We start from the raw sequence: 22,864 nt of genomic DNA, 5'->3' as shown, positions 1-22,864 counted from the left end.
ATCGCGGGTCCGTCCGCAAGAGTCCGGTCATCCGTGGCCGGACTTCCCAAGGAAAAGCCCGCGGGATTGCCCATTCGGAGTTCAGATATGAAAAAGAACATTGCTCGCCTGCGCCGCGCCAAGTCGACCCGTGCGCACATTCGCGAACTCGGCGTGCCGCGCCTGTCGGTGCTGCGCACCGGTCAGCACCTGTACGCTCAGGTCTTCACCGCCGATGGCTCCAAGGTCCTGGCTGCGGCCTCGACCACCCAGGCCGTCGTCAAGGAAGGCCTGAAGAACGGTCACAACACCGAGGCTGCCGCCAAGGTTGGCCGCGCCATCGCCGAAAAGGCCAAGGCTGCCGGAATCGAAAAGGTCGCCTTCGACCGTTCGGGCTACCGGTACCACGGCCGCATCAAGGCCCTGGCCGACGCTGCCCGTGAGGGTGGCCTGCAGTTCTAAGGGCTTGAATCGGCGCGGGCGCCGCCCGCGTCGAGCCTGTACCCGCCGATACGGGCCGTATCGGACGCCGCGCGGAATTCTCCGCGTTGCGGAACACCCGAAGCAGAACACAACTCCAAGCGGCAAAGCCGCAAATTTCTTTCAAACACAGGAATCAATCCAATGGCAGAAGATCGGGCACCGCGGGGTCGTGATCGCGATCGCAACCGCGAAGAGATCGATGATGGGATGGTCGAGAAGCTGATCGCGGTCAATCGCGTCAGCAAGACCGTCAAGGGCGGCCGCCAGTTCACCTTTACTGCGCTGACCGTGGTGGGTGACGGCGAGGGCCGCGTTGGCTTCGGTTACGGCAAGGCACGCGAAGTGCCGGTCGCGATCCAGAAGTCGATGGAGTACGCACGCAAGAACATGGTCAACGTCGACCTGAACAATGGCACCTTGTGGCATCCGGTCAAATCGCACCACGGTGCGGCGAGCGTGTTCATGAAGCCGGCGTCTGAAGGTACCGGCGTGATCGCCGGCGGCGCGATGCGCGCCGTACTCGAAGCGGTCGGTGTGAAGAACGTGCTGGCCAAGGCGGTCGGCTCGCGCAACCCGATCAACCTGGTGCGCGCGACCGTGCGCGGCCTGGCCGAGATGCACTCGCCGGCCAAGATCGCGGCCAAGCGCGGCAAGAAGGTGGAGGATCTGGCTCATGGCTAAGAAGTCCGTCGAGACTGGCACCGTCAAGGTGCGCCTGGTCAAGGGCCTGCGCGGCACCCAGGCGCGGCACCGTCTGTCGGTGCGTGCGCTGGGTCTGAACAAGCTCAACGACGTCCGTGAATTGAAGGACAGCCCGCAGGTTCGTGGCCTGATCAACAAGGTCCACTATCTGGTCCGGGTGGAGGAGTAAACATCATGCGTCTGAATACACTCAAGCCGGCTCCCGGCGCCCGCGCCGAGCGCACCCGGGTCGGTCGTGGTATCGGTTCGGGCCTGGGCAAAACCGCAGGCCGTGGCCACAAGGGCTCGTTCGCGCGCTCGGGCAAGGGCAAGATCAAGGCCGGCTTCGAAGGCGGCCAGATGCCGATGCACATGCGCCTGCCGAAGGTCGGTTTCCGCTCGCGCATCGCCAAGGACACCGCAGAGGTGATGTTGTACCAGCTGGACAAGCTGGAGGCCGGCGAGATCGATTTCGCCGCCCTGCGCGCCGCAAAGCTGGTGCCGAGCACCGCCAAGAAGGCCAAGATCGTCAAGAAGGGCGAGCTGACCAAGGCATTCGTGCTCAAGGGCGTGCTGGCCACGGCCGGTGCCAAGGCCGCGGTCGAAGCGGCCGGCGGCAAGGTCGTCGACGGCGAGTAAGGACAGGTCCGGCGCGGGATGCCGCGCCGTCCCGGCGAGTGTCCGGTCAGGATGACCGGGCACCGAAATCGGTAATGTTGCGCCATGGATGACGACCCGCTGTCTTCCCGAAGAAGAGATTTGAAAAGTATGCGAATTGACCGGTACATGGGGGCGCTTGATGTCACGCAGCGGTAGTGCAATGGCCGGTGTCGGTGGTGGATTCGGCAAGTTCACCGAGCTCCGCCAGCGTCTCATGTTCGTCATTGGCGCACTGATCGTCTATCGGATCGGTTGCTACATCCCGGTGCCGGGCGTCAATCCGGAGGCCATGATCCAGTTGATGGAGAGCCAGGAAGGCACCATCGTCGACATGTTCAACATGTTCTCCGGCGGTGCCCTGGAGCGCTTCAGCCTGTTTGCGCTGAACGTGATGCCCTACATCACCTCCTCGATCATCATGCAGCTGCTGGTCAACATGGTGCCGAGCCTGAAGGCCATCCAGAAGGAAGGCGAATCGGGCCGACGCAAGATCAATCAGTGGTCGCGCATGGGCGCCATCCCGCTGTCGATCTTCCAGGCCTGGGGCATTGCCACTGCGCTGCAGGCCGGCGGTGCCAGCCAGGGTCTTGCGGTGGTCTACAATCCCGGCCCGGGCTTCATCCTGACGGCTGTGGTGGCGCTGACCGCAGGCACCATGTTCCTGATGTGGCTGGGTGAGCAGATCACCGAGCGCGGCATCGGCAACGGTATTTCGCTGATCATCTTCGCCGGCATCGTCGCTGGCCTGCCCTCGGGCGTGGTCAACATATTCGAGCAGGTCAACAACGGCGACATGAGCCCGATCACCGCGATTCTGATCAGCGCGATCGTGCTGGGCGTCACCTACTTCGTGGTGTTCGTCGAGCGTGGCCAGCGCCGGATCACGGTGAACTACGCCCGCCGGCAGGGCGGCCGCAGCGCCTACATGAACCAGTCGTCGTTCCTGCCGCTCAAGCTCAACATGGCGGGCGTGATTCCGGCGATCTTCGCCTCGAGCATCGTCATGTTCCCGGCGACCGCGGCCAACTGGTTCAGCCAGGGCAGCTCCTCCTCGTGGCTGCTCCAGGTCAGTCAGTGGCTCAGTCCGGGCGAGCCGCTGCACATGATCCTGTACGGCGGGATGATCGCTGGCTTCGCGTTCTTCTACACCGCTCTGGTGTTCAACTCGCAGGAAACCGCCGACAACCTCAAGAAGTCGGGCGCATTGATCCCCGGCATCCGTCCGGGCAAGGCGACTGCCGAATATGTCGATGGCGTGTTGACCCGCCTGACCGCGGCTGGCGCGACCTATCTGGTGCTGGTCTGCCTGCTGCCGGAGTTCATGCGCAAGGAGTTCAATACCCCGTTCTACTTCGGTGGCACTTCGCTGCTGATCGTGGTCATCGTGGTGATGGACTTCATCGCCCAGTTGCAGGCTCACCTGATGTCGCACCAATACGAAAGCCTGCTGAAGAAGGCCAATCTAAAGGGCTCCAGGCCCGGCCTGCCAGGCCGCTCCTGAAGCTGAACAGGGGTCGGGCAATCATGGCCTGACCCACCTCTCCGCTGGACTCTCCTGTAGTCTCGCGGGTCGGCAGGACCCCGGTCCTGCCAAAAGCCGGCACGTCAACGTGCCGCGCCGTCCCGGGTTCTCCGCCCGGGCGCATAAATGAGCGACTCGCGCGGCGGTTCCGGGCGCGAGTGGTTCCGGACCATACGCGCACCAGAGTAGTGCGCGGGCCGGGCAGGGCAGGCTGGAAACATCGGCCTGCCCCGCACGGTACAGTCCGGGTCCGTCGCTGGAGCATGGGCACACTCCCCATGCCGGGTTCTGCGTCGCCGTCTGGACGCGGGGCTTCCTGAAAAGCCGGAATCTTGTTATCATTTCCGATTCACTCCGCCGGACAGCCTCTGTCCGGCCGCCAAACTAGTTGGAGATCGCGTTATGGCGCGTATTGCGGGCGTCAATCTGCCTCCCCAGAAGCATGTCTGGGTAGGTGTCCAAAGCATTTATGGCATCGGTCGTACCCGTTCGGTCCAGGTCTGCGAAGCAGCTGGGGTCGAGAAGACGACCAAGATCCGGGACCTGTCCGAGCCGGAAGTCGAGCGCCTGCGCGCGGAGATCGGCAAGTACGTGGTCGAGGGCGACTTGCGCCGTGAGATCGGCATGTCCCTCAAGCGTCTGATGGACCTGGGCTGCTATCGCGGCCTGCGCCATCGTCGCGGCCTGCCCCTGCGCGGTCAGCGCACCAAGACCAATGCTCGTACCCGCAAGGGTCCGCGCAAGGCCATCAGGAAGTAAGGGGTAGATCATGGCCAAGCCAGCAGCAGCGAAAACGAAGAAGAAGATCAAGCGTGTCGTCACCGACGGCATTGCCCACGTCCACGCTTCGTTCAACAACACCATCATCACGATCACCGACCGCCAGGGCAACGCGCTGAGCTGGGCGACTTCGGGCGGCGCGGGCTTCCGCGGCAGCCGCAAGTCGACCCCGTTCGCCGCGCAGGTCGCCGCTGAGAAGGCCGGCCGTGCCGCGCTGGACTACGGCGTGAAGTCGCTGGAAGTCCGCATCAAGGGCCCGGGTCCGGGTCGTGAGTCCGCCGTTCGTTCGCTGAACAACGTCGGTTACAAGATCACCAACATCATCGACGTGACGCCAATCCCGCACAACGGGTGCCGTCCGCCGAAGAAGCGTCGCGTCTAAGGAGCTGAAGAATAATGGCTCGTTATATTGGTCCCAAGTGCAAGCTCTCGCGTCGTGAAGGCGCCGACCTCGGTCTGAAGTCGCCGGCTCGCGCACTCGACTCCAAGTGCAAGCTGGAGCAGAAGCCCGGCCAGCATGGCCCCATCGCCCGTCGCGGCAAGTTGTCCGACTACGCCAACCAGCTGCGCGAGAAGCAGAAGGTCAAGCGCATCTACGGCTTGCTGGAGCGCCAGTTCCGCAACTACTACAAGAAGGCCTCGACCAAGAAGGGCAACACCGGCGAGAACCTTCTGCAGTTGCTCGAAACCCGTCTCGACAACGTCGTCTATCGCATGGGCTTCGCGGTGACCCGCCCGGCTGCGCGTCAGCTGGTCAGCCACCGTGGCGTCACCGTCAACGGCAAGTCCGTCAACCTGCCCTCGTACCAGGTCAAGGCCGGCGACGCGATCGCGCTGTCCGAGCGTGCCCAGAAGCAGCTCCGTGTCCAGGAGTCGCTGACCGTCGCGCAGCAGATGGACCTTCTCCCGGCCTGGGTCGAGGTCGACAGCAAGAAGTTCAGTGGTGTGTTCAAGGCCGTCCCGGATCGGGCCGACCTGCCGTCCGACATCAACGAAGCGCTGATCGTCGAGCTGTACTCGAAGTAATCCATTTCACGTGCCTCCGGTTCCCCCACCGGAGGCTCGCAGGAGACCCCCAAACATGACGGTTACCGCCAATCAGGTACTGCGTCCTCGCGGTCCCCAGATCGAACGCCTCAACGGCAACCGCGCCAAGGTCGTGATCGAGCCGCTGGAGCGCGGTTACGGCCACACCCTCGGCAACGCGTTGCGCCGCGTGCTGTTGTCCTCGATCCCCGGCTTCGCCATCACCGAAGTCGAGATTGACGGCGTGCTGCACGAGTACACCACCGTGGAAGGCCTGCAGGAGGACGTGCTCGAGGTGCTGTTGAACCTCAAGGACGTCGCCATTCGCATGCATACCGGCGAGACTGCGACCCTGGTCCTGAGCAAGCAGGGTCCGGGCGTGGTCACGGCCGGCGACATCAAGGCCGACCACAACGTCGAGATCCTCAATACCGAGCACGTGATCGCGCACCTGACCAAGGACACCGCGATCAACATGCGCCTGAAGATCGAGCGCGGCTTTGGCTACCAGCCTGCTGCGGCCCGTCGCCGTCCCGACGAGGACACCCGTGCGATCGGCCGCCTGATGCTGGATGCCAGCTTCAGCCCGGTCCGTCGCGTGGCCTACGCGGTCGAAGCCGCCCGTGTCGAGCAGCGCACCGACCTTGACAAGCTGGTGCTGGACATCGAGACCAACGGCACCATCGACGCAGAGGAAGCCGTGCGCACCGCCGCCGACATCCTCACCGACCAGTTGTCGGTGTTCGGCGACTTCACCCAGCGCGATCGTGGTCAGGCCAAGCCGCAGACCGGTGGCGTCGACCCGATCCTGCTGCGTCCGATCGACGACCTGGAGCTGACCGTGCGTTCGGCCAACTGCCTGAAGGCCGAGAGCATCTACTACGTCGGCGATCTGATCCAGAAGACCGAGGTCGAGCTGCTCAAGACCCCGAATCTTGGCAAGAAGTCGTTGACCGAGATCAAGGAAGTCCTCGCCCAGCGCGGTCTTTCGCTTGGGATGAAGCTCGAGAACTGGCCGCCGGCGGGGATTGCCTCGCACGGGATGATGGGCTGATAGACCTGCGCGTGGTCTGCGGCCCGCTGCGGACCACGCCGATTGCAAGACCAGCGCCGACGGGCCAGAAGGCCCGCGGCACGCCGCCCACGGAGGGTCGGCAAGGGCCACCCGCAGCCCGATGTTCCAACGCCTGGATGGCGACAGCGAAATCCAACGGTCCAACATTCACCAGGAATCCAGATCATGCGCCACCAGAAATCCGGTCGCAAATTCAACCGCACCAGCGCGCATCGCGAAGCGATGTTCCGCAACATGGCTGCGTCCCTGTTCAAGCACGGCCTGATCCGCACCACCTTGCCCAAGGCGAAGGAGCTGCGTCGCGTTGCCGAGCCGCTGATCACCCTCGCCAAGGCCGACGGCGTGGCCAATCGCCGCCTTGCATTCGCGCGCCTGCGCGACAAGGAAGCGGTCGGCACCCTGTTCGTCGAGCTGGGGCCGCGTTACCGCGAGCGTCCGGGCGGCTACCTGCGCATCCTCAAGTGCGGCTTCCGCGCGGGTGACAATGCGCCGATGGCCTATGTCGAGCTGGTCGATCGCCCGCAGGTCGCCGAAGCCGTCGAGTAAGTCCTCAGCCCGGCGGTGATATTCCCGCCCCGGCTGCCATCGTGACGATGTGTTGCGAAGCCCCGGCCTGCCGGGGCTTTTGCATGTTCGTGGACCCGGCATCGTGCTCCACCGCTGCAGCGGGTCCGGATGGGCGGGCCTTCCGGACTATGGGCAGAGTCACGCCGAGCGCTTAAGCTGTGCGACATGAATCGAGCCAGCCGCCTCGCCGTCACTTCGTTCCGTACCCGTTTCCTGCTGGGGTTCCTGGCCTGCGCCGGCCTTATCGGCTTCGCGTTGTATACGCAGCTGCGCGAAGTGAATCCGCTTGAGCCCTGCCCGTTGTGCATTTTCCAGCGGGTAGCGTTCGCCGCGCTTGGCGTGGTGTTCCTGCTCGGTGGCCTGCATGCGCCGGCCGGCGCGCTTGGGCGGCGGATCTACGGGGTACTGGCTGCGCTGGCCGGCCTGGTTGGCATCCTGATCGCCGGCAATCATGTCCGCCTGCAGCACCTGCCGCCCGACCAGGTGCCGGCCTGCGGACCCGGCCTCGACTACATGCTTGAGGCGATGCCGATCACCGGCGTGATCCGCAAGGTGATGACCGGTTCGGGTGAGTGCGCCAACGTCGACTGGAGCTTCCTCGGTCTGTCGATGCCGGCCTGGAGCCTGGTCTGGTTCGTGCTGTTGACCGGCTGGGCGCTGGTCGCGGCATTCAGGCGCAGCTGAACACGGCGCTCTGTTGCCTACGTAACCGTTGCAGCAGGCCCACGAAGGACGGATGATGGCTTGCCGCAACGCAACAAGTCGTATTCGCCATGTCGAGTCCCGAACGCAACATCCGCGCCGTGAAACTTCCCAGCGACTGGGCGCCTGACAGCTGGCGCGGCCGCACCGCGCTGCAGTTGCCGCAGTATCCGGACGAAGCGGAGTTGGCCGGCGTGCTCGACGAGTTGCGTGCGCTGCCGCCGCTGGTGACCTCATGGGAAATCCTTGCGCTCAGGCAGCAGCTGGCCGAAGCGCAGGAGGGCAAGCGCTTCCTGCTGCAGGGAGGTGACTGCGCCGAGAGTTTTGCCGCCTGTAGCTCGGACGTGATCTCCAACCGGCTCAAGGTGCTGCTGCAGATGAGCCTGGTGCTCGTTCACGGCATGCGCAAGCCGGTGGTGCGTGTTGGCCGTTTCGCCGGTCAGTACGCCAAGCCGCGCTCGACTGATACCGAAACCGTCGACGGCGTGACCCTCCCCAGCTATCGCGGCGACATGGTCAACGCGTCCGAGTTCACGACCGCTGCGCGCACGCCCGACCCGCGTCGCATGGTCAAGGCGCATGCGCGCTCGGCGATGACGATGAACTTCGTCCGCGGTCTGATCGACGGCGGTTTCGCCGATCTGCACCATCCCGAGTACTGGAACCTGAGCTGGGTCGGCCATTCACCGTTGGCGGATGAGTACCGCCGCATGGTCAACGGGATCGGCGATGCGGTGCGCTTCATGGAAACGCTGTCCGGCAGCGAAGTGCACAACATCAACCGGGTCGATTTCTACACCTCGCACGAGGCGCTGCTGCTGCCGTACGAAGAGGCTATGACCCGGCAGGTGCCGCGCCACTGGGGCTGGTTCAACCTCAGCACCCATTACCCGTGGATCGGCATGCGCACCGCGGCGATCGACGGCGCCCATGCAGAATACTTCCGCGGCATCCGCAATCCGATCGCGCTCAAGGTTGGGCCGTCGGTGACACCGGACCAGCTGCTGCGCACGATCGATCTGCTCAACCCCGAGGACGAGCCGGGCCGCTTGACCTTCATCCATCGCATGGGAGCGGCCGGCATCGCCGACAAGCTGCCGCCGCTGCTGGACGCGGTCCGTCGCGATGGCCGTCGGGTGTTGTGGGTCTGCGATCCGATGCACGGCAACACCGAGAGCACCACCAACGGTTACAAGACCCGTCGTTTCCGCAATATCCGCAGCGAGCTGGAACAGGCGTTCGAACTGCATGCGGCCGCGGGCACCCGTCTGGGCGGTGTGCACCTGGAGTTGACCGGCGAGGACGTGACCGAGTGCCTGGGCGGCGCGCGCGAGCTGACCGAGAGCGACCTGGAGCGTGCCTACAAGTCGACCGTCGATCCACGCCTGAACTACGAACAGGCGCTGGAGATCGCGATGCTGATCGTGCGCAAGCAGGCGCAGCTCGCGGCGCCGGCCTGACTGGCGACGTCGCGACGGGCCCTTCCCGGCTTTGGCTGCGCGGAGCAGCATGAGCGATCCGCTCCGGGCAATCTCCCGGAGCGGATCGGATCGACGGCTCAGGCAGCGCGCGAGGCGCGCTTGCGGTCGCTTTCGGTCAGGAACTTCTTGCGCAGGCGGATCTCCTTCGGGGTGATCTCTACCAGCTCGTCGTCCTCGATGAAGTCCAGGGCCTGCTCGAGCGAGAACTTGATCGCCGGGCTCAGCGCGATGGCGTCGTCCTTGCCCGAGGCGCGCATGTTGGTCAGCGGCTTGGGCTTGATCGCATTGACGGTCAGGTCGTTGTCCTTGGAGTGGATGCCGACCAGCTGGCCTTCGTACACCGAGTCGCCTTCGGCCGCGAACAGCTTGCCGCGATCCTGCAGCGGCCCCAGCGAGTAGGCCGGGGTGGTGCCGGCGGCATTGGCGATCATCACGCCGTTGATGCGCTTGGCGATCGCACCCTGTTCCTTCGGGCCGTAATGGTCGAACACGTGGAACAGCAAGCCCGAGCCCTGGGTCAGGGTCTTGAACTCGTTCTGGAAGCCGATCAGTCCGCGCGCCGGGATCATGTACTCCAGGCGCACGCGGCCCTTGCCGTCGGGCTCCATGTTCTTCAGCTGGCCCTTGCGAACGCCCAGCTTCTCCATCACGCCACCTTGGTGGATCTCCTCGACGTCGACCACGAGCTGCTCGATCGGCTCCATCAGCTGGCCGTCGATCTCCTTGATGATGACCTCCGGACGCGATACTGCCAGCTCGAAGCCCTCGCGGCGCATGTTCTCGATCAGCACCGACAGATGCAGTTCGCCGCGGCCGGAGACGAGGAACTTGTCCGCGTCCTCGAGCTGCTCGACCTTGAGGGCCACGTTGTGGACGGTCTCGCGCTCCAGGCGGTCCTTGATCTGGCGGCTGGTCAGGAACTTGCCGCCCGACAGGTCGCGGTTGCCGGCAAACGGCGAGTTGTTGACCTGGAAGGTCATCGAGATCGTCGGCTCGTCGACGGTCAGCGGCGGCAGGGCTTCAGGGGCATCGATGGCACAGACGGTATCGGAGATGGTCAGTTCCTGAATGCCGGAGATGGCGACGATGTCGCCGGCCTGCGCGCTGTCCTGCTCGATCCGTTCCAGGCCCATGAAGCCCAGCACCTGCAACACCTTGCCTTGGCGCTTCTTGCCTTCGCGGTCGATGACGGCGACCGGCATGTTCTTCTTCAGGGTGCCGCGCTGGATCCGGCCGATGCCGATCACGCCGACAAAGTTGTTGTAGTCCAGCTGGCTGATGCGCATCTGGAACGGGCCGTCCGGGTCCACCTCGGGCTTGGGTGCATGCTGCATGATCGCTTCGTAAAGCGCGGTCATGTCGCCCGAACGGACGCTGTCGTCGAGGCTGGCGTAGCCGTTCAGCGCCGAGGTGTAGACGATCGGGAAGTCGAGCTGCTCGTTGGTCGCGCCGAGTTTGTCGAACAGGTCGAACACCTGGTCGATCACCCAGTCCGGGCGTGCACCCGGGCGGTCGATCTTGTTGACCACCACGATCGGCTTGAAGCCCATCGCGAAGGCCTTCTGGGTCACGAAGCGGGTCTGCGGCATCGGGCCGTCCATCGCGTCGACCAGGATCAGCACGGTGTCGACCATCGACAGCACGCGCTCGACCTCGCCGCCGAAATCGGCGTGGCCGGGGGTGTCGACGATGTTGATCCGGTTGCCCTGCCAGGTGATGGCGGTGTTCTTGGCCAGGATCGTGATGCCACGTTCCTTTTCCTGGTCGTTGCTGTCCATCACGCGCTCGGCCAGCACCGTGCGTTCGGACAGGGTGCCCGACTGCTTGAGCAGGCAGTCGACGAGGGTGGTCTTGCCATGGTCGACGTGGGCGACGATGGCGATATTGCGCAGGCGTTCGATGGAGTTGGATGCGGACATGCGGAAAGGACGCCGGCGAAGACGTCAGGGTCGCGGAGGGAAGCCGACAATTATAGCGTGCAAACCTGCCCGGCGCGTGCCGGGAGGGGAGGTTGCAGGCCCGGTTGCGGTATTCTTATCGGTCTGCATTCATTTGCCCGAATCAATTCCATTGCCGTTCATGTGCCGTCGCCCCAGATTGACGGACCCTGAGCCTCCCCTGACGTCGTTCGCGACGTGCAAGCCCTGACAGGAGCCACCTTCATGTCCCTGATTGCCACCTTCGACACCGACCGCGGCCCGATCCGCGTCGAACTCGCCGCCGACAAGGCGCCACTGACCGTCGCCAGCTTCGTCAACCTCGCTCGCCGCGGCTTCTACGACGGCCTGAATTTCCACCGTGTGATCGCCGATTTCATGGTCCAGGGCGGCTGTCCGCTGGGTACCGGGACCGGTGGTCCGGGCTACCGCTTCGAGGACGAAACCGGCAACGGTCTGAGCCACGAGCGTGGCGTGCTGTCGATGGCCAACGCCGGTCCCGGCACCAACGGCAGCCAGTTCTTCATCACCCACGTGCCGTGCCCGTGGCTGGACGGCAAGCACACCGTGTTCGGCAAGGTGGTCGAGGGCATCGAAGTGGTCGACAAGATCCAGCAGGGCGACGGCATCCGCACGGTGAGCATCGAAGGCGACACCGATGCCGTGCTGGCCGCCAAGGCCGACCGCGTGGCCGACTGGAACAAGACCCTGGACGCCAGCGCGCGCGCCTGAGATTGCGCTCCAGCCCGGTTTCCGGAACGGCGTCGGCTTCGGCCGGCGCCGACTTGCATGCCTGTTTTCATGCCTGCGGGGCATTCGCCGATAACCATTCCGACCGGTTTGCGCGCCTGGGGCAGGGGAGGGTGCGTGTTACCATCAGGGGGTTAAATCCGGCCGCCTGACGCGGTCGTCCCCACTCAACCCACCTACCCTGAGAGGTTCCCCGCGATGCCCCAGCTCGCCAGCCGTATCGGCCGCGCAAAGCCCAGTGCGATCATGCAGATTGCCGAGAAGGCCAAGCGCCTGAAAGCCGAAGGCCGCGACATCATCAGCTTCTCGATCGGCGTGCCGAACTTCCTGCCCGGCGAGCACGTCTACGAGGCCGCCCGCAACGCGCTGGCCCACGACAGCGGCCAGTACGGCAGCAACCGTGGCGCCGACGCGATGCTCGACGCCTTCATCGAGCACATGGGGAAACTGGGGCTGACCGGCTACGGCCGGGTCAATTGCGCGACCGGCGTTGGCGCCAAGCACATTCTCTACAACCTGGCCGAGGCGCTGCTCGACGAGGGCGACACCATCGCCTTCCCGACCCCGTACTGGACCAGCTACCTCGACATCGCCGAGATCGTCAACGCGAAGATCGAGCTGCTGCCGTGCCCGCCGGAGCAGGACTACAAGCTCACCCCGGCCCAGCTGGACGCTGCGCTGGCGAAGAAGCCGCGTGTATTCCTGTTCAACAACCCGTCGAATCCGACCGGCATGGTCTACACCCGCGCGGAGATCGATGCGCTGGCCGAAGTCATCGTCAAGTATCCGGATACCTGGATCATCACCGACGACATCTACAACAAGATGGTGTTCGACGGCGTCGGTTACCACAATTTCGTGCACTCGAAGCCGGAGCTGAAGGAGCGGGTGATCTTCGTCGACTCGCTGTCCAAGACCTACGGCATGCCGGGCTGGCGCGTCGGCTTCATGGCCGGCCCGGAATCGGTCGCCAAGGCGGTGGTGGTGCTGAACTCCAACCACATCACCAACATTCCGGAGATCACCACGGCGGCCGCCGTGGCCGCACTGTCCGGTCCGCAGGACGTGCCGGAAGGCAAGTGCGCCGAGTTCCAGTCCAAGCGCGATCAGGTGATGCAGGTAATGGATAGCATCCCCGGCGTGGTCTGCCCGCGTCCGCAGGGCGCGTTCTACGTGTTCCCGGACATCAGCTGCAGCTTCGGCAAGACCCACGGCCCGACCGGCAAGGCGATCGCCAACGACGTCGACTTCTGCAGCGTGCTGCTGGAAGCCAAGGGCGTGGCCTGCGTGCCGGGCTCGGCGTTCGGCGAGCCGCGTGCGATGCGCATCAGCTACACCTGTCCGACACCGCAGCTGGCACCGGGCATGGCGCGCATCAAGGAATTCTTCGGCGAACTCGCCTGATCCGCGCATGCGCATCGTCTGGTTGCTGCTGCTCGTGGCTGCCCTCGGCGGGGCCTGGAAGCTCTGGCCCCGCGAGCCGGCCGCGCTGCATCCGGACGATCCGCGCGTCGCCACCGGCGACAACCGGATCGTGATGCTGGCCGCCGACTGGTGCGGCTATTGTCGCAAACAGCAGAGGGCCTTCGAGCGGGCGGACGTGCGCTACCGCGTGCTCGATGTCGACACGCCCGAGGGCGACCGCGCGATGCGCGCATTGCGCGCGCGCGGCGTGCCGACCACGGTGATCGGCCAGGACGTCGTCCATGGCTATGACACCGCCGGGCTGCAACAGAAACTCGAACCGCTGGGTTACCGGGGTGTTTTCTGACGCTCCTTCCAGCCTGTCCACCCCACAGTTACCACGCAAGGAATTCCCGATGAAAACTCCCGTCCGCGTTGCCGTTACCGGTGCTGCCGGCCAGATCGGCTACTCGCTGCTGTTCCGCATTGCTTCCGGCGAGATGCTGGGCAAGGACCAGCCGGTCATCCTGCAACTGCTCGAGCTGCCGATGGAGAAAGCCCAGGCCGCGCTCAAGGGCGTGATGATGGAACTCGAGGACTGCGCGTTCCCGCTGCTGGCCGGCATGGTCGGTACCGATGACGCCGAGGTCGCGTTCAAGGACGCCGACATCGCCCTGCTGGTCGGCGCGCGTCCGCGCGGCCCGGGCATGGAGCGCAAGGACCTGCTGCTGGAGAACGCCAAGATCTTCACCGCCCAGGGCGCGGCACTGAACAAGGTCGCCAGCCGGGACGTCAAGGTGCTGGTGGTTGGCAACCCGGCCAACACCAATGCCTACATCGCGATGAAGTCGGCGCCGGACTTGCCGGCGAAGAACTTCACCGCGATGCTGCGCCTGGACCACAACCGTGCGCTGAGCCAGTTGGCCAACAAGGCCGGCGTGGCCGTCGGCGACATCGAAAAGATGGTCGTGTGGGGCAACCACAGCCCGACCATGTACCCGGACTACCGTTTCGCGACCGTGGGTGGCGAGTCGCTGAAGGACAAGATCAACGACGCCGACTGGAACGCCAACGATTTCATTCCGAAGGTCGGCAAGCGTGGCGCGGCGATCATCGAAGCGCGCGGCCTGTCGTCGGCTGCCTCGGCCGCCAATGCCGCGATCGACCACATCCGTGACTGGGTGCTCGGCACCGATGGCAAGTGGGTGACGATGGGCGTGCCGTCCGACGGCAGCTACGGCATCCCGGAAGGCGTGATCTACGGCGTGCCGGTGACCTGTGCGAACGGTGAATACACCCGCATCGATGGCTTGCCGGTTGACGATTTTAGCCGCGCGGCGATGGACAAGACCCTGGCCGAGCTGGAGGAGGAGCGCGCTGGGGTCGCCCACCTGCTGGGCTGAGCCGGGCGATCGATTGCGTGATGGCGCGCATGCAACAGGGCGGCTGCGGCCGCTCTGTTGCGTTTGGCCCTTCCATTCCGGCGCAGCCGTGTTTTTTGGTCCTTCTTCCACATGAGGGGGGAGCCCGTCTTCAGCGAAGGCGTGGGTGCCGCCGCTTGCGTTCGATCGCTAATTCTCGCCGCTACTTGGCTGTCCCGACGCGACCTGCCGGCCTTGACGGCGAATGTCCCCCGGCCGCCGCCCGTGGCGGCGGCCTCCTCCTTGATTTCGCCGTCAAGGCCGGCAGGCCACGTCGGATCGCGCGGCCACGCTGGAACGCGAAGCAGACCCTCCCTGGGAGTGCGCTTCTGGAACCACCGGTCATGTCGGAACGCCGGGGTCGAAGGCCCTTGGGTGCGAAATCAAGGCGGAGGCGCCGGCCCTGGCCGGTGCCGGGGGACATTCGCATCCAAGGGCCTTCGACCCCGGCGCCCCGGTCATCCAACAGACCCGGCGCTTTCCCCTCGATTAGGCGAAGAACCTGTTTTTTGCCTCCGGTCGTCCTGTATCCGGGGCAGGGTTCGATTCCGGTGGTGCCCAGCCTGAACGGCATATTCGCGGCGGCTATTGATGGAGGCGGGCGCCTCCTCCAGACTGCGCGCATGATCCGTCGCCTTGCTCCCATCATCCTCCTGCTGGCCTTGACGGCCTGTGGCTTCCATTTGCGGCATGCACTGGTGCTGCCGCCGGACGTGGGGCCGATCAAGGTGGTCTCGGCCAGCCGCTACAGCCCGCTGGCCGAGAGCCTGGCGCAGTCGCTGGAGCGCGCCGGAGCCGCCATTGCCCCCGCCAACGCGAGCAATGTCGCTGTGCTCGACCTGATCGCCGAGCGTTGGGGCGATACCCCGATCAGCGTGGATGCGCGTGGCCGTGCCCAGGAGTACAGCCTGCGCTATGCCGCGATTTTCGAAGTGCGCGATCGGGACGGCCATCCGGTGGTGCCACGGCAGGCGATCGAGCTTGCGCGCGACTACATCCGCGAGCCGACCAACTCGGTCGGTACCGAGGGCGAACGCGACGTGCTGGTCAAGGAATTGCGCCGCGAGATGGCGGCCTCGATCCTGCGCCGCATCGACGCAGTCGCGCGGCGCCAGTTCGAAGCGGGCGCTGCCGATGCCGGCGGTGAGCCTGAGACGCTCATCGAGCGCACGGACGACGCGCTGCCCGGGCCGGAGCCTGAGCCGGTCGAAATCCTCGACGACCAGGACTGAGTCGTGGAACTCAAGCCGGAGCAACTGGCCGCCCGGCTCGAATCAGAGCCCCTCAAGCCCGCCTACCTGATCGCCGGCGCGGAGCCGTTGCGGGTGTTGGAGGCTGCCGATGCCGTGCGTGCCGCCGCCCGCGCCCAAGGCGTCACCGAGCGCGAGGTGTTCGAAGCCGAAGGCAACCAGCGCGAACCGGACTGGTCGGCACTGGAGGCCAGCTTCAACGCGCCCAGCCTGTTCGCCAGCCGTCGATTGGTCGAACTGCGCCTGCCGACCGGCAAGCCGGGCAAGGACGGAGGCAAGCTCATCGTCGACTTCTGCGCAGCTCCGGCGCCCGACGTAACCCTGCTGGTGATCGCCGGCGAGTGGAGCAAGAAGCACGCCGGCAAGTGGAGCGAGGCGATCGGGCGCATCGGCCATGTCGCGGTGGCCTGGCCGGTCAAGCCGCACGAATTGCCGGAATGGATCGAGCGCCGCCTGCGCAGCCACGGCCTGTCCGCAGATCGCGATGCGGTGCAGCTGCTGGCCGACCGGGTCGAGGGCAATCTGCTGGCGGCCGCGCAGGAGATCGAGAAGCTGGCCCTGCTGGCCGGTGACGACAAGACTTCATTGGATGTCACCCGCATGCAGTCGCTGGTCGCCGATGCCGCACGCTACGACGTGTTCCGCCTCGTCGACGCGGCCCTGAACGGTGAGCCGCTGCAGGTCTCGCGGATGCTCGCCGGCCTGCGCGCGGAAGGCTCTGCGGTTCAGGCCCTGATGGGCATGGTGGTGATGGAACTGCAACGGGTCGCCGCGCTGGCCAGGACCAATGCCCGTGGCGGCAACCTGGGCGCCGAGTTCAGGGCGCAGCGGATCTGGGATTCGAAGCAGCCGGTCTACCGTCGTGCGCTGCAGCGCCATGCAGCGCCGCGCTGGGAGGCCTTCGTCGGTGTTGCCGGCAAGGTCGATCGCATGGTCAAGGGGCGCGAGGCCGGCGACCCCTGGATTGGCCTGGAGCGCCTGCTGCTGGCGGTGGCGGAGCCGAAGGCGGTTCGGCTGTTGAAGGCATGACCCCTGTTGCCATGTTCCTCCTCTATGGCGGCACCTTCGACCCGATTCACAACGGCCACCTGGCGATCGCGCGCTGTGCCCGCGATGCGCTGGGCGTCTGCGTGCGGCTGATGCCGGCCGCCGATCCACCGCACCGCTCGCCGCCCGGCGCCGATGCGATCCAGCGGGCACGGATGCTGGAGATTGCGGTTGCCGGCGAGCCCGGACTGGCCGTCGACCGCCGTGAACTCGAACGCGATGGACGCTCCTGGACCGCCGATACCCTGCGCGCCTTGCGGGCTGAAATCGGCCCCGAGCAGCCGGTGGCCCTGCTGGTCGGCGCCGACAGCTTCCTCGGCCTGACCGGCTGGAAGGAATGGCGCAGCCTGTTCGGCCTGACCCATTTCGTGATTGCGGAACGGCCGGGCAGCCCGCTCGACGGTCCCTTGGCGACCGAACTGGCCGAGGAGGTGGAGACTCGCTGGGTTTCCACCCCCGAGGCGCTGGGCGCGACGCCCTGCGGCCGGATCTGGCGGATGCGGCAGCCTTCGACCGACATATCGGCCAGCGGAATCCGGCGATCGATGGCCCGCGGCGGCGATTGGCAATCCCGGGTGCCTCCTGCGGTGGCCGCCTACATCGAGCGTCATGGCCTGTACGGACTGGCCTCGGTTCGGCAGGGCAGCTGAATGCGTTGCGCGGCGCTGTCCGGCGGGGCCATGGCCCCTCCGTTATAATCACCATCACGTGCCAATCCCCCGAGCAAGCCACTTGAGCAGCCAAGCCCACGTCATCAAGACCCGTATTCCCGATCCGCCCCCTGCCGTCGAGCACCTGCTCAAGGCCGTGCGCGATGCACTGGCGGAACTCAAGGCCCAGGATGTTGCCGAGATCGACGTGCGCGGCAAGAGCAGCGTCACCGACTTCATGGTGGTGGTTTCGGGCACCTCGACCCGACACGTGAAGTCGATCGCCGACGAGGTGGTCAAGCAGACCAAGCAGTTGGGCTTCGTGCCGCTGGGTGTGGAAGGCGAGCGCGAGGCCGAGTGGGTGCTGGTCGACCTGGCCGACGTGGTCGTCCACGTCATGTTGCCGCGGGTGCGCGAGTTCTACGCGCTCGAACGTCTGTGGACCGTCGGCGACCAGCCGCCGGAAGAAGCGGCTGGCGAAGCGGCGGATGCCTGATCCCGTGGCATGAAAGCCCGCCTGATCGCCACCGGCGAACGCGCGCCGTCGTGGGTGGCGGAGGGCTTCGCCGAGTACCGCAAGCGGCTGTCGCACTGGCTGCCGTTCGAGCTGGTCGAGGTCGAGCCCGGCCTGCGCGGCAAGGGCCGTGATCCGCAACGTGCGATCGAGGACGAGGGCCGCCGCGTGCTGGCGGCGCTGCCGAAGAATGCGCATGTCGTCGCGCTGGAAGTCACCGGCCGCCCGCTCGGCTCCGAACAGCTGGCGCAGCGGCTTGAGTTCTGGCGCGGGCAGGGTCGCGATCTCGCATTCCTGATCGGCGGCCCGGAGGGGCATGCCCCCGAGGTGCTGGCCGCCGCACACGAAACCTGGTCGCTGGGGCCGCTGACCCTGCCGCACATGCTGGCGCGGTTGGTGGTGGCCGAGCAGCTCTATCGCGCTGCGGCGATGCTGGCCAACCACCCATACCACCGTGCCTGACGGGCTCCCCCGCACAGCCCTCGCACTTGGGAGAAGAGTCGTTTTTAAAGTTTGAACTCGACCGGCACCAGCCCCACGGCGCGCACCGGATGGCCGTCGCGCATGGCCGGCTGGAAGCGCCAGCGTGACAGCACCTGGTCGCGTGCCGCGCGGTCGAGGTCGCGGTGGCCACTGCTGCGGGAGATGACGACGTCGACCGGCGAGCCGTCGATGTCGACGGTGATCTCCAGTAGCACGGTGCCGGTACGGCCCTCGCGGACCGCGCGCGACGGATAGGACGGGGGCGGGGCGATCGCATAGGCGAGACGGGCGCCGGCCATCGGCGACAGGTCGGGGATGGTGGCCGGACCGGAGTCGGCTGCGGGCATGTCAGGCTGGGCAGGCAGGTCGCCGGGTTCGGCCGTGGCCACGGGGACGACCGGGGGTTCCGTCACCGGTGCGCGCGAGGTGGGCGGGGCGGGTTGCGGCGGAAGCGGCTGGGGTGGCTGCACGACTTCGACTGGAATCGGCGGCACTTCTATCGGCCTGATCGGAATCACGACTTCCATGTCCTTCGGCGCCTCCCGCTCCGGCGGTAGCGAGGCGGGCATCAGCAGTGCCATGAAGACGGCTGCATGCAGCACGATGGCGGCACTGGTGGCGGCGATGCGGCCGGGGTCGAGGGGCTGTTCCCGAAGCTGATGACGGAAGGTCGCCGGGCCGATACCGGCATGGATTGCGTGGGCCATGTTCCACCTCCTGCTGTGTTGGATTGCAGGGGTGTGAACGGGCGGCGCAGTCGGGTGGGGTTGATAGAGGTCAAAAAAGGTTCTTCGCTCAATCGAGGGGAAAGCGCGGGGGTGTGTTGGATGACTGGGCGCCGGGGGACATTCGCCGTCAAGGCCGGCAGACCACGTCGGAACAGCCAGGTCGTGGCGATAACCGGCGATCGAACGCAAGCGGCGGCGCCCACGCCTTCGCTGAAGGCGAGCTCCCCCTCACTTGGGAGAAGAACCGAGAAAACCCTGTAATGCTCGCAGACATCCCCTCACCCCCGCTTTCGCGGGGATGAGGATCAGGGACAGCCTCTTCGGAGGCCCTCCCGGGAAGCTCAGTTGCCGAGCTCGAACACGATGTCGAGGTTGACCGACAACGTGCTCTCGCCCGGCGAGATCGAAGTGTCGGCGGCCTTCTCGGCGCGCGCCATCGCCATCATCGGCATCGGCCGCGGCGGTCCGAATCCGCCGCCGCCCTCGCTGATGCTGACGATCCGGCGCACCTTCATGCCCAGCGTCTTGGCATACATCTCAGCCCGGCCGCGGGCCTTCTCCACCGCCGCGCGGCGGGCCTCGTCAAAGGCAGATTCCTTGTCGTCGACATCGAAACTGGGGCCGTGCACCTGGTTGGCGCCGGCCGCGACCAGCGCATCCATCACCCGGCCCAGCTTGCCGATGTCGCGCACGGTGATGCTGACGGTGTTGCTGGCCTGGTAGCCGGTGATCGTTGGCGCGCGATCGTTGTCGTGGCGGTACTGCGGGTACAGATTGACTCCACTGGTCTGGATATCGCGCTCGGCGATGCCTGCCTTGCGGATCGCCGCCATCACCCGCTCCATCTGATCGGCGTTCGCGCGCATCGCCGCGTTGGCGTCGTCGGCCTGGGTGACCACGCCGGTCGAGAGGGTGGCGATGTCCGGCACCCGCTTCGCTTCGGCCTGGGCACTGACCGACAACAGGGTGCCGTCGCTGGCGACGGTAGCGGGCATGGACTGGGCGTGTGCGGTCATGGCGGGCAGGGCTCCCAGGGTCAGGGCGAAAGCGAGGGCCGTGGCCTGCAGGCTGCGGCGCAATGGCTGCGGACCGCGGGCGGCCGGGCGAAGGGCGGGGGTGTTTGACATGTTCGGCTCCATCGAAGAGGGGGACAAGGCCCGATTGTCCAAGGGTGTGGCGATACCGGCTGTCACAGTACCGACTTTCACCATGCATGTTCATTCGGGACGACGGGGTGAACGGAGCGTGAGCCCTGTCGGGGTTATCGAACAGGCATCGTCGGGTGCCCGGTCAGCGCGGGTTATGCTTTCACTTGTCGTCCGGGCGGTTCCGGCTCCAGACCGGTCAACCGGCCTGACAGGGGCCGGGAGCGGGCAGGCCGGAGCCATGTCGGGCCTGTTCAGTTTCCAGGGGCTGGCCGTATGAATCGCCATTCCCTCTTTCCGGGAGCCTTGATGCTCTACCTCGCTTCGAAATCTCCGCGCCGCCATGAACTGCTCGCCCGCCTGGGTGTCGATTTCGGCACCATCGATCTCGATATTCCCGAGCAGCGCCAGCCGGGCGAAGGGGCCGACGGCTACGTTCGCCGGGTCGCGCGCGAAAAAGCCGGTGCGGGCCTGTTGAAGGTGGTGGCCACGCCCGGCGCGGTGGTGCTGGGTTCGGACACGGAAGTGATCCTCGACGATGAAGTGTTCGGCAAGCCGGCCAACGCCGACGATGCGGCAGCCATGCTGCGCCGGTTGTCGGGCCGCACCCACCGGGTGGTGTCGGCGGTGTGGCTGGTCTCGGCCGCGCGCGAGCTGGAGGCGGTGTCGGTGTCCGAGGTCACTTTCGACACCCTCGATGAGGCCCGCATCGCCGCCTACATCGCCACCGGCGAGGCCTTCGGCAAGGCCGGGGCATACGGTATCCAGGGACTGGCCGAGACCTTCGTCAGCCGCCTCGACGGCAGCTTTTCCGGGGTGATGGGACTGCCGCTGTACGAGACTGCCAGCCTGCTGCGCCGGTTTGGTCTGCTGCGCGAATCCGGGGTGGCGGCATGAGCGAGGAGATCCTGATCAACGTCACCCCGCGCGAGACCCGCGTTGCGGTGGTCGAGAACGGCATGCTGCAGGAGCTGCACATCGAGCGCGGTTGGGCCCGTGGCGTGGTCGGCAACATCTACAAGGGCAAGGTGCAGCGGGTGATGCCTGGCATGCAGGCGGCCTTTGTCGAGATCGGGCTGGATCGCGCCGCGTTCCTGCATGCGGCCGACATCGCCAAGCCGCCACCGGTCAGCAACGGTGAGGGCGAGGAGACCCCGCTGCCGCCCGCCCCGACCAAGCCGATCACCGAACTGCTGCGCGAGGGTCAGGAGATCGTGGTGCAGGTGGTCAAGGACCCGATCGGCAGCAAGGGCGCGCGCCTGACCACCCAGCTCAGCATCCCGTCGCGCTATCTGGTGCTGCTGCCGCGCACCCGCGTGGTCGGGGTGTCGGCGCGGATCGAGGACGAGGGCGAGCGCCAGCGCCTGAAATCGTTCGTCGCCGGACAGGCGCCGGTGGTGAACGGCAGGTCCGAGCCCGAGCACGGCTACATCGTCCGCACCAATGCCGAGAGCCAGCCGGCCGAGGCGTTGGCCGAGGACATCGCCTATCTGGGGCGTGCCTGGGCGCTTATCGAGGAGCAGGTCGTCAATGCCCGTGTCGGCGCATGCGTCTACGAGGATCTGAGTTTGCCGATGCGTGCGGTGCGCGACCTGATGCGCAAGGACGTCGAGCGGGTCAAGGTCGATTCGCGCGAGACCTGCGAGCGCCTGAGCACCTTCGCCGCCCAGTTCATGCCCGGCCTGGACGAGAAGATCGAGCACTACAGTGGCGCGCGGCCGATCTTCGACCTGTACGGAGTCGAGGACGAAATCCAGCGCGCCCTCGACAAGCAGGTACCGCTGAAGTCCGGCGGCTACCTGGTCATCGACCAGACCGAGGCGATGACCACCATCGACGTGAACACCGGTTCGTTCCTCGGCCAGCGCAACCTCGAGGAAACCGTCTACAGGACCAATCTGGAAGCGGCGCAGGCGGTCGCGCGTCAGCTGCGGCTGCGCAACCTGGGCGGCATCATCATCATCGATTTCATCGACATGACCGACCCGGAGCACCGCCGCCAGGTACTGCGCCAGCTAGAAAAGTCGATGGCTCGCGACCACGCCAAGTCGACCGTCTACGAATTCTCGCCACTGGGCCTGGTCGAGATGACCCGCAAGCGCACCACCGACAGTCTTGAGCGTCTGCTCAGCGAGCCCTGCCACGAATGCGGCGGCCGCGGCACCCTGAAGACGCCGGAGACGGTGACCTACGAGATCTTCCGCGAGATCGTCCGCCAGGTGCGTCAGTTCGACGCCCAGAGATTGCTTGTCATCGCCTCGCCGAAGGTGGTGGTGCGGATCACCGAGGAGGAGTCCGCCGCGGTGGCCGAGCTGGAAGAGTTCCTGGGCAAATCGATCCGTTTCCAACCCGACGAGCAGTATTCGCAGGAGCAGTTCGATGTGGTGTTGCTCTGAGAGGAGCAGGCGATCGGGGGCAGGGAGCGGAAGGCTGCCAGCGCGACCTTTCTGCCCGCTGAAGCTGGACGATCGCGGCATGGCGGCAGATCGGGCCTTTCGTTCGCGCTCTTCAGCCGATGTTCCCCGCCCACGCGCGAACCTGTCACTCCCCGTCCCGCGTTTCCCATTGCCGCCCCGGCT

At 66.1% G+C, this 22,864-nt stretch carries 26 protein-coding genes; 23 read left to right on the top strand and 3 right to left on the bottom strand.

What is annotated here, in order from left to right; genetic code table 11:
• Positions 1 to 87 precede the first annotated feature (87 nt).
• The 12 genes from rplR to FKV23_RS11685 all read left to right on the top strand — a co-directional run bounded on the left by rplR (position 88) and on the right by FKV23_RS11685 (position 8,935).
• Positions 88 to 441, top strand: a complete 354-nt coding sequence (gene rplR, locus FKV23_RS11740) for a 50S ribosomal protein L18 (protein ID WP_141624011.1) — start codon at positions 88 to 90, stop codon at positions 439 to 441.
• Between the two features lie 162 nt (positions 442 to 603).
• The gene (rpsE, locus tag FKV23_RS11735; RefSeq protein ID WP_141624010.1) at positions 604 to 1,143 is read left to right on the top strand and encodes a 30S ribosomal protein S5; all 540 of its coding nucleotides are present in this window, start codon (positions 604 to 606) and stop codon (positions 1,141 to 1,143) included.
• Entirely contained in the window at positions 1,136 to 1,333 is a 198-nt protein-coding gene (rpmD, locus tag FKV23_RS11730; RefSeq protein WP_141624009.1) for a 50S ribosomal protein L30, read from the top strand. Before rpsE ends, rpmD begins: the two co-directional genes overlap by 8 nt.
• A gap of 5 nt (positions 1,334 to 1,338) precedes the next feature.
• The gene (gene rplO / locus FKV23_RS11725; protein WP_141624008.1) at positions 1,339 to 1,782 is read left to right on the top strand and encodes a 50S ribosomal protein L15; all 444 of its coding nucleotides are present in this window, start codon (positions 1,339 to 1,341) and stop codon (positions 1,780 to 1,782) included.
• Positions 1,783 to 1,942: 160 nt separating this feature from the next.
• Positions 1,943 to 3,304, top strand: coding sequence for a preprotein translocase subunit SecY (gene secY, locus FKV23_RS11720; RefSeq protein ID WP_141624007.1), 1,362 nt, complete (start codon positions 1,943 to 1,945; stop codon positions 3,302 to 3,304).
• Positions 3,305 to 3,727: 423 nt separating this feature from the next.
• Entirely contained in the window at positions 3,728 to 4,084 is a 357-nt protein-coding gene (rpsM, locus tag FKV23_RS11715; protein WP_141624006.1) for a 30S ribosomal protein S13, read from the top strand.
• A gap of 10 nt (positions 4,085 to 4,094) precedes the next feature.
• The gene (gene rpsK / locus FKV23_RS11710) at positions 4,095 to 4,487 is read left to right on the top strand and encodes a 30S ribosomal protein S11 (RefSeq protein WP_141624005.1); all 393 of its coding nucleotides are present in this window, start codon (positions 4,095 to 4,097) and stop codon (positions 4,485 to 4,487) included.
• Between the two features lie 14 nt (positions 4,488 to 4,501).
• Positions 4,502 to 5,131: a 30S ribosomal protein S4 gene (gene rpsD, locus FKV23_RS11705; RefSeq protein ID WP_141624004.1), complete on the top strand. Its 630-nt coding sequence runs from the start codon at positions 4,502 to 4,504 to the stop codon at positions 5,129 to 5,131.
• Positions 5,132 to 5,186: 55 nt separating this feature from the next.
• Entirely contained in the window at positions 5,187 to 6,185 is a 999-nt protein-coding gene (locus FKV23_RS11700; RefSeq protein WP_141624003.1) for a DNA-directed RNA polymerase subunit alpha, read from the top strand.
• Positions 6,186 to 6,371: 186 nt separating this feature from the next.
• Positions 6,372 to 6,752 (top strand): 50S ribosomal protein L17, encoded by a 381-nt coding sequence (rplQ, locus tag FKV23_RS11695; RefSeq protein ID WP_141624002.1) that lies wholly within the window; start codon positions 6,372 to 6,374, stop codon positions 6,750 to 6,752.
• 186 nt (positions 6,753 to 6,938) lie between these two features.
• Complete coding sequence (locus FKV23_RS11690) at positions 6,939 to 7,457, top strand: disulfide bond formation protein B (protein WP_141624001.1); 519 nt, start codon at positions 6,939 to 6,941, stop codon at positions 7,455 to 7,457.
• Positions 7,458 to 7,546: 89 nt separating this feature from the next.
• Positions 7,547 to 8,935: a class II 3-deoxy-7-phosphoheptulonate synthase gene (locus tag FKV23_RS11685; protein ID WP_141624000.1), complete on the top strand. Its 1,389-nt coding sequence runs from the start codon at positions 7,547 to 7,549 to the stop codon at positions 8,933 to 8,935.
• A 98-nt stretch (positions 8,936 to 9,033) separates the two neighbouring features.
• On the opposite strand, the gene typA is transcribed toward FKV23_RS11685, so the two are convergent.
• Positions 9,034 to 10,875, bottom strand: a complete 1,842-nt coding sequence (gene typA / locus FKV23_RS11680; protein WP_141623999.1) for a translational GTPase TypA — start codon at positions 10,873 to 10,875, stop codon at positions 9,034 to 9,036.
• 243 nt (positions 10,876 to 11,118) lie between these two features.
• On the opposite strand from typA, the gene FKV23_RS11675 reads away from it, so the two are divergent.
• From FKV23_RS11675 to rlmH, 9 genes are all read left to right on the top strand, one after another.
• The gene (locus FKV23_RS11675) at positions 11,119 to 11,625 is read left to right on the top strand and encodes a peptidylprolyl isomerase (RefSeq protein ID WP_141623998.1); all 507 of its coding nucleotides are present in this window, start codon (positions 11,119 to 11,121) and stop codon (positions 11,623 to 11,625) included.
• A gap of 216 nt (positions 11,626 to 11,841) precedes the next feature.
• Positions 11,842 to 13,047, top strand: a complete 1,206-nt coding sequence (locus FKV23_RS11670; protein ID WP_141623997.1) for a pyridoxal phosphate-dependent aminotransferase — start codon at positions 11,842 to 11,844, stop codon at positions 13,045 to 13,047.
• Between the two features lie 7 nt (positions 13,048 to 13,054).
• Positions 13,055 to 13,414: a glutaredoxin family protein gene (locus FKV23_RS11665; protein ID WP_141623996.1), complete on the top strand. Its 360-nt coding sequence runs from the start codon at positions 13,055 to 13,057 to the stop codon at positions 13,412 to 13,414.
• Positions 13,415 to 13,463: 49 nt separating this feature from the next.
• A complete protein-coding gene (locus FKV23_RS11660; RefSeq protein WP_141623995.1) occupies positions 13,464 to 14,450 on the top strand; it encodes a malate dehydrogenase in 987 nt (328 codons plus the stop codon).
• A 641-nt stretch (positions 14,451 to 15,091) separates the two neighbouring features.
• Complete coding sequence (locus tag FKV23_RS17250) at positions 15,092 to 15,700, top strand: LPS-assembly lipoprotein LptE (RefSeq protein ID WP_167285189.1); 609 nt, start codon at positions 15,092 to 15,094, stop codon at positions 15,698 to 15,700.
• 3 nt (positions 15,701 to 15,703) lie between these two features.
• Positions 15,704 to 16,747, top strand: coding sequence for a DNA polymerase III subunit delta (holA, locus tag FKV23_RS11650; RefSeq protein WP_141623993.1), 1,044 nt, complete (start codon positions 15,704 to 15,706; stop codon positions 16,745 to 16,747).
• The gene (gene nadD, locus FKV23_RS11645; protein WP_141623992.1) at positions 16,744 to 17,415 is read left to right on the top strand and encodes a nicotinate-nucleotide adenylyltransferase; all 672 of its coding nucleotides are present in this window, start codon (positions 16,744 to 16,746) and stop codon (positions 17,413 to 17,415) included. Before holA ends, nadD begins: the two co-directional genes overlap by 4 nt.
• Positions 17,416 to 17,497: 82 nt before the next feature.
• The gene (gene rsfS / locus FKV23_RS11640; RefSeq protein ID WP_141623991.1) at positions 17,498 to 17,911 is read left to right on the top strand and encodes a ribosome silencing factor; all 414 of its coding nucleotides are present in this window, start codon (positions 17,498 to 17,500) and stop codon (positions 17,909 to 17,911) included.
• Between the two features lie 9 nt (positions 17,912 to 17,920).
• Complete coding sequence (rlmH, locus tag FKV23_RS11635; protein WP_141623990.1) at positions 17,921 to 18,391, top strand: 23S rRNA (pseudouridine(1915)-N(3))-methyltransferase RlmH; 471 nt, start codon at positions 17,921 to 17,923, stop codon at positions 18,389 to 18,391.
• 44 nt (positions 18,392 to 18,435) lie between these two features.
• Here rlmH and FKV23_RS11630 read toward each other — a convergent pair whose 3' ends face one another.
• Both FKV23_RS11630 and FKV23_RS11625 read right to left on the bottom strand, forming a co-directional pair.
• On the bottom strand, positions 18,436 to 19,119 hold the full coding sequence (locus tag FKV23_RS11630) for an energy transducer TonB (RefSeq protein WP_141623989.1): 684 nt from the start codon (positions 19,117 to 19,119) through the stop codon (positions 18,436 to 18,438).
• Between the two features lie 362 nt (positions 19,120 to 19,481).
• Positions 19,482 to 20,156 (bottom strand): SIMPL domain-containing protein, encoded by a 675-nt coding sequence (locus tag FKV23_RS11625; RefSeq protein WP_141625178.1) that lies wholly within the window; start codon positions 20,154 to 20,156, stop codon positions 19,482 to 19,484.
• A gap of 438 nt (positions 20,157 to 20,594) precedes the next feature.
• Here FKV23_RS11625 and FKV23_RS11620 point away from each other — a divergent pair, with 438 nt between their 5' ends.
• Together FKV23_RS11620 and rng are read left to right on the top strand one after the other, a co-directional pair.
• Positions 20,595 to 21,182 (top strand): Maf family protein, encoded by a 588-nt coding sequence (locus tag FKV23_RS11620; protein ID WP_141623988.1) that lies wholly within the window; start codon positions 20,595 to 20,597, stop codon positions 21,180 to 21,182.
• A complete protein-coding gene (gene rng / locus FKV23_RS11615; RefSeq protein WP_141623987.1) occupies positions 21,179 to 22,681 on the top strand; it encodes a ribonuclease G in 1,503 nt (500 codons plus the stop codon). The genes FKV23_RS11620 and rng overlap by 4 nt, the downstream gene beginning before the upstream one ends.
• The last annotated feature ends 183 nt before the right edge of the window (positions 22,682 to 22,864 follow it).

Source organism: Lysobacter alkalisoli, assembly GCF_006547045.1.
Taxonomy (GTDB): domain Bacteria; phylum Pseudomonadota; class Gammaproteobacteria; order Xanthomonadales; family Xanthomonadaceae; genus Marilutibacter; species Marilutibacter alkalisoli.
Note: the sequence above shows the minus strand (reverse complement) of the source record. Positions and strands in the feature narration are given on the sequence as shown.